This window comes from Bartonella vinsonii subsp. vinsonii (assembly GCF_902825235.1).
GTDB lineage: Bacteria > Pseudomonadota > Alphaproteobacteria > Rhizobiales > Rhizobiaceae > Bartonella > Bartonella vinsonii.
Map to the genome: position 1 here is coordinate 24,109 of NZ_CADEAJ010000010.1, position 6,174 is coordinate 30,282.

Consider the following 6,174-nt stretch of genomic DNA (forward strand, 5'->3'; position numbering starts at 1 on the left):
TCCCCCCAACAACCCCTCTTGTTGGGGGGAAGATTTTGCAAATTTTGCATATTTTGCAAATTTTCAAATAAAGTCTTTAAGACCGCACCTTTAAGCGGGTGCTCCATAGGTTGGGATAACGATAGTACCGAAATCCTGTTTCCCTTGGGCGCTTCCTGGTAAATTGTAACAGGTTTTTTTCATTCCTATAATGGTTTTGGCTGCAACGCCGAACTCACGTTCATAATCAAACAGCTCTTCAACCAATTTATAGCGTGTAGCACCACGGTCTTTACCAAAAGCAATGACAGCACTTTGCGCTCCCAAGAGAACAGCGCGTCGTACATTTGGCACAGCTTTGTTTGTCGTACCAGATTCAACACCTTCGGTGACATGTTCGGCTTCACGCAAGACAACGCCATTATACATGCCAAGAGATCCATCATAGAGCGGATTTTTAAGCCGGCTTCCATTATAGATTGCCTTGGTAATATCGAGCCACTGCCCAGCATCTGTATTGATACGCAATTGCGTTACTTGGGTAGGGTGCAGATAAAGCACATAGACATTTTCTCCATCAATCCGCACGGGTCTAATTTTGGGATTAGCCAGTTTAGCGCGTTCGACCGCTTTATCGATCAAATTGATATCAAAGACATCATTTTCGTTCAAATCTTCATCTTTTGCTTTGTCATTGGGGCGCACAACACGTTTATCGGTTGGTGCAGTTGGAGCATTAAACCCGTAATGGACAGGTTTAAGAGTAATGGTACGCCCTTCAAAGTTAATGGATTTTGCGGTATAGCCACAAACTTGAATGAAGAACATCATACTCAGCCGATCAGCATACCAATCGACCAGTCCATTTTTGGCTTCGGTACGCAAATCATGGAGAATGCGTTGCTGATCTATAGTTCCTTCATTTTTAACACGCACAGCATGAACAAGTTCATTAATTGCCAAACGGTCATTGAGAAATTGCAGGGCTTCTTCATTGCCTTCCAGCGCTTGTCCCTCGCTCACCCCATCACCAAGCAGCTGTACGCGCAAGCCAAAGCTAATGGCATCACCACTTGCCTTATTGGTTTCATCCTTTAATTGCACGATACTGTTGGAATCTTTCCCAATCAATGGCGCAATAGGAATTGCTTTTGAAACTTCTTGGTTTAATAATTTAGACCATGTGCGCACTGCCATTGGGTCATTAATTCCGATATAAGTTACAGTCATTTTGTCCTCTAAAAGTTTATTGACATAAAAAAACCGGCAAAGCGCCGGCTATTAAAACTCCACCTTTCTCACGGGTAAGAGTGGTGCATTCGTTGCATGTTATGATGATATTCGCTTCAATAACCTCCCCTGTTGAGAGATCTTCCCCACATAGGCTTGCGCATGCAAAGAGAACCTCATCCCCCCTTCGCTTATTCCCCCCCAAAACTTCTCCCACAAAAGCCCGCTTCAAGAGCTCCCATACACTTCAAGAGCTCCCATACACAAGAGCCGCTCTTTTGTTATTTAAAGGTCTCCTCCACCCATTAAACGATTAAAAGCAGCCTTATTTTTGGGGTCCGAAACCCAAGCACTAAATTCTGCCTCTGTCATTTTATCGAGCATCTCCAAAGAAATGGGACCGCTTGAAGTCAAACCGTTATAGGCCGCAAGTGTGCGTGCAGAGTTTTGTCTTTCCTGTAAGTTCTCCCCCCCGTACTTTATCCCCTCCCCATAGTTTGCCCCCCCCATAGGATTGGGACCATTTGTATAGCCAATCTTTTGCGCAAGAGTGTAGAGCACTTCGGCGGGGTTTTGATTTTTTTGCGCACAATCGCGCAAGATCTGCTTCAACTCATTGCCAATCACTTCGTCAATAGCTTTTGGATCAGCCATTTCGGGATAGAGCGAAGCAAAAGCAGCCAATTGTTTTGCCCGCGTTTCGTAAATAAAATCGGCCGCCTGATCAAAATCATGATATTTTTGTTTCACGCTAGCAACGGATTGCTGAAAAAAATTCTGTAACTGTTCTGCTTCAGGAACAGCAGCTTGTTGTTTAGCATGCAACACCCCCTGTTGATGCAGTGTTTTTCCCAACCATTGCATATAGCCCATAAAATCTTTTTGTGGATCTGGAGGAGCATCCCCCTCTTGCACCGTTTGCACCCCTTGCGGTTGTTGTTGTGGTTGCACACCACTGCGCTGTAACGACTGTTGTTGATATTCACGACGCTCTTCAACATGAACCGCATGGGGCTTGGTATGTTGTTCTCCACCCATTGTGCTCTCATCTTTTTGTGTGGAACGAAAGTCCTGTTCCAATTGGTGTTGCTCTGCGGGAGTTAAGTATTCTTGATCCATACTGGTAGCCTTCTTTTTGGATAATCATTTTCGGGCAATGCGATAAGGTATTTTTGCAAATGCGGTGACTTATGCTTGCATTGATACTCGTCTTTATTCTTGGGTCTTTGCCATCTGCAAAAGAGTCTGCATCATGCGTTCGACATCAGCATTTCCACTTATCCCCTCTCCAACATTCCCACTCAGTGAAGCAGCATCTTGTGCCTCCTGCAGGGCATTTTGCCTTTGCGTTTTGAGAGCAATTTTATGAATAAGCGAAGCAGGCAAAGGTGAATAGCGTAACAGATCGAGCATAATATCTGGTGTAGCGAAATTTTGCATCAAAGGCAGCAATTGCATAATGAGAGCAAAGGTACGCTCTTTTTCATTAAGGCTTGTAGGTGCATCATCAACGACAATATCATATTCCAAACAGGTTATCATTTCCCGTGTTAAGGGTACATACTGGGCATTTTCATCACCAGCGATACGGACCAAACGCCCATCAGAAAGATAATTTTGAATGAGATAGAGAATAATTTTTCCCTGTCGTTGCCGATATCGACGCAAACCATCAAAAAAGGAAGCCAACAGATTAAGTGACGATTGTCTGCGTTGTTCTTCAAGAATCCCCGGTTGGTTGACGGCACGTGTTCCCACAAATTCAGAGGACAAACCGGTCACTTGCGTAATGGCATTTTTTGCTTCATTAAACAGTTGAAAAAAGCCTTGCGGAAATTGTGCCACGGGTTTTGGTTGGATTCTGCCCCCCGAAACCGCACCACTTTTCAACCACGTAATGCTATCGGCTCGAGCCCAGCTTTCCACAGCTTGTCGATCATCATCGAAAGCGTCTCGTTCCGCCATAATACCGCCTTTTGATTGGCTATTAAGCAAATGCATCACTTGACTAAAATACTTATTTGCCCAGCGTTGCGGATCTTTTGTTGGTTTTACAATGCCGTAAAATTGTCGGCTCAACTTGTCAAAATATCCGGTAATACATTCCCATCCCAATTGCTGAGGCGGCACCAAAGGCTTATCCGGTGCTTCGAGTAATTTTTTCCCTAAAAAAGCACGTTTGACAATTTTTCTGGTCAATCTTGTTGCTTGAAGAGAAGGGAAATCTTTGCACAAAACTTGGAAATCTTGTTCCGAATAATCGGTATATTTACCACTTTGCGGATCAAGAACTTTATAAACGACTTCACGTTCGAACCACCGGCATTCAGCCAAGGTAACCCTTTTAGGACTTTGAAAATTCGTCCCATCTTCTCCCTCTCCCTCAAAAATTTTCCCTTCACCATTATCCACTTGATGTGAAAAGGCATGCTGTTTCACCCAATCCGCATTCAGATCACTCCAATGGACGTTGGGAAACATTTCCCTCGCGACGTGCAGTGGTTTTTCATCAATATACCAAACGCGCTGCGCATCAATAAGGTTTGGTTTTACAGCACTTGCATCCCAGACCATTTTCATGGGGTCTAATCGTGCAATGACCGGCTTTCCCTGCGGATCTTCTTCATAATCAAGCCGCGTATCTGTCCAGCCCATACCGCAAATAATTGCATCTTGAAAAGCATCGGAATCCTCATATTCGCCATCGGCTTCATCACGAAACCATTCGGCGGCTCCGGTAAGGATTTGGTTGGCAAAGGCAGCCCCTTCTTGTCGTGGAATAAATTGCACTTGTCGTTTGTTATTGCGCTCTGCACCAATAACAGCATTGACCAAAGGGGCAACACGATTAAAAGTCATGACAGGTCTATTTTGTTCGCGCAACACGGCGAGATCTTGTTCATTCCATTGGCGCCCATTATAAAAATCATAGTCTTCTTGGGCATTTTTTCGCCATTGCTCCACATGGGCAATATCATCATGATACCAGCCAACGAGTTTTTTAAAGAGCGCCTGATCTTCAAGTGTCTCTAAGGGATTAAAAGAGTCTGTAGAAATATTCATTAAAAAGCCATCCATGAAGTTTGAGAATGGTGAAACGAGCGATAAGCATTTTTTCGCGGTTGATGATGTGGTTGTTCATAAGCCACACACATGAGTCCGAAACTATCGGCGCCATGGCTAGCCCAATCATGTTCAGCGCCCAAACCGATATTGCGCTGTTCATCCCGTTTTTCGTGATACCAAGCGAGTGCTTTCCGCCCCGCTTTTGTTGTTTCACGGTTAAACCATATGGCAGGAAACAAGCGTCGCACCGCTTCAATACGCATTTTGACAGCCCCCACCCCTTGATTAGGAACGATTTTGGTTTGAAAACCAGCTTGTTGGAGAGCACTTTCAAAACTGACATTATAAACACGATCTTTGGTCGCGCCATCATGGGGCAAGACCATCAACGCCTTCTCATATCCACGTTGAAAGACCCAACCAATATGCTCTGAAAGAGGCTGTCCTTGTGCTTCATAATAATCGAGCACACGGATTTCCCGTCCCACGAATTGCGCCACCCACAAAGAGGTCGCATCCGCCTTTGCCCCCGTTCCCCCGATATCCCAAAAGATCTTGATCTGCATAAGAGGATCACGCGGAACAGTGGTAATGCGTCCCTCCTGTTCAGCTTCCAGCAGTGCTTTTTGATAATAAGCGCCTTGAACAGCTTGGAGATAATCCCCCTCCCAAATATGGTTATATTGTTCGGGTCGTTGTTCTAAATCCGCCTTTCGATCTCGATTAAGTTTTTCAGGAAATTGAGGATTATCACGCCAATTGATTTCAGCACCTTTAATATTGGGATCATTGACATTTCGGAAACGTTTTTCCACGGGGGCATTTTCACGACAAGGGTTCCACGTCACCCATAATTCGGCATTCCAATCTTTTCCTTCCTCACGCAGAGTTGGAATAAGCGTTTGCCAAGCCGTTTCAGTCACGGGCTCCGCCTCATCAACCCAGCAGAGAAAAACCCGCCCCATAGATTTAATACTTGCGATATTACGATCAAGCCCAGCGAACACATAAACGATACGCCCATCTTTTGACTTAATATATTTATCGCCAATTTCATAATAGTCTTGCAGAAAAGGATAAGATTCTATCGCCCTTTTAATTTCCTCCAGCGAGCTTTCATTGAGTGAATTTTGAAATTGTCGTGCACACAGGATAATACCGCGTTCTCCCGCCATTCCATGCCGATATCCCATCACAGCAGACATAAGAGCAAAAGAACGTGTTTTTCCAGATCCGCGTCCTCCCCAAGCAGCACGCACATCTGCTTTTCCAGCAAAAACCGGAAGCAGTTTTGGAATGAGAGCAATTTGCGCCGTTGTCATGAATCCTCAAACTCTACAAACCTCAGGCACCAGCCCCTCCAAATCCCACAACTTCTCAAGCACCGCACCCCCTCACACAATCCTTCACACAATCCTTCACACAGGCGCTTCATGAGTCTTCTTCACGCACAACATCTTTTGGAGCCACCGGCACAATCTCAACACGCAAAACAGCTCCTCACCTCACCCCAAGCCTCTCACGCACCACAAGAGCGCCTCAAATACAACCAACCCTAAGCACCTAAACCACCTCAGGCACCAGCCCCCCAAGTTCCCACACCTCTTCAAATCCAGCGCCACTCCTCAAGCACCGCACCCCCTCACACAACCCTTCACACAACCTTTCACACAACCTTTCACACAGGCGCTTCATGAATCTTCTTCACGCACAACATCTTTTGGAGCCACCGGCACAATCTCAACACGTGAAACAGCTTTCACCTCACCCCCAGCCTCTCACGCACCACAAGAGCGCCTCAAATACAACCAACCCTAAGCACCTAAACCACCTCAGGCACCAGCCCCCCAAGTTCCCACACCTCTTCAAATCCAGCGCCACTCCTCAAGCACCGCACCC

4 protein-coding genes are annotated in these 6,174 nt (G+C 45.7%); all 4 read right to left on the reverse strand.

Annotated elements, in window-relative coordinates; genetic code table 11:
- Nucleotides 1-90 precede the first annotated feature (90 nt).
- On the reverse strand, nucleotides 91-1,209 hold the full coding sequence (locus J7R12_RS07340) for a N4-gp56 family major capsid protein (RefSeq protein ID WP_126603848.1): 1,119 nt from the start codon (nucleotides 1,207-1,209) through the stop codon (nucleotides 91-93).
- A gap of 285 nt (nucleotides 1,210-1,494) precedes the next feature.
- The gene (locus tag J7R12_RS07345; protein ID WP_126603849.1) at nucleotides 1,495-2,328 is read right to left on the reverse strand and encodes a hypothetical protein; all 834 of its coding nucleotides are present in this window, start codon (nucleotides 2,326-2,328) and stop codon (nucleotides 1,495-1,497) included.
- A 93-nt stretch (nucleotides 2,329-2,421) separates the two neighbouring features.
- The gene (locus tag J7R12_RS07350; protein WP_126603850.1) at nucleotides 2,422-4,272 is read right to left on the reverse strand and encodes a portal protein; all 1,851 of its coding nucleotides are present in this window, start codon (nucleotides 4,270-4,272) and stop codon (nucleotides 2,422-2,424) included.
- A complete protein-coding gene (locus J7R12_RS07355; RefSeq protein ID WP_126603851.1) occupies nucleotides 4,272-5,597 on the reverse strand; it encodes a PBSX family phage terminase large subunit in 1,326 nt (441 codons plus the stop codon). The genes J7R12_RS07350 and J7R12_RS07355 overlap by 1 nt, the downstream gene beginning before the upstream one ends.
- Nucleotides 5,598-6,174 lie beyond the last annotated feature (577 nt).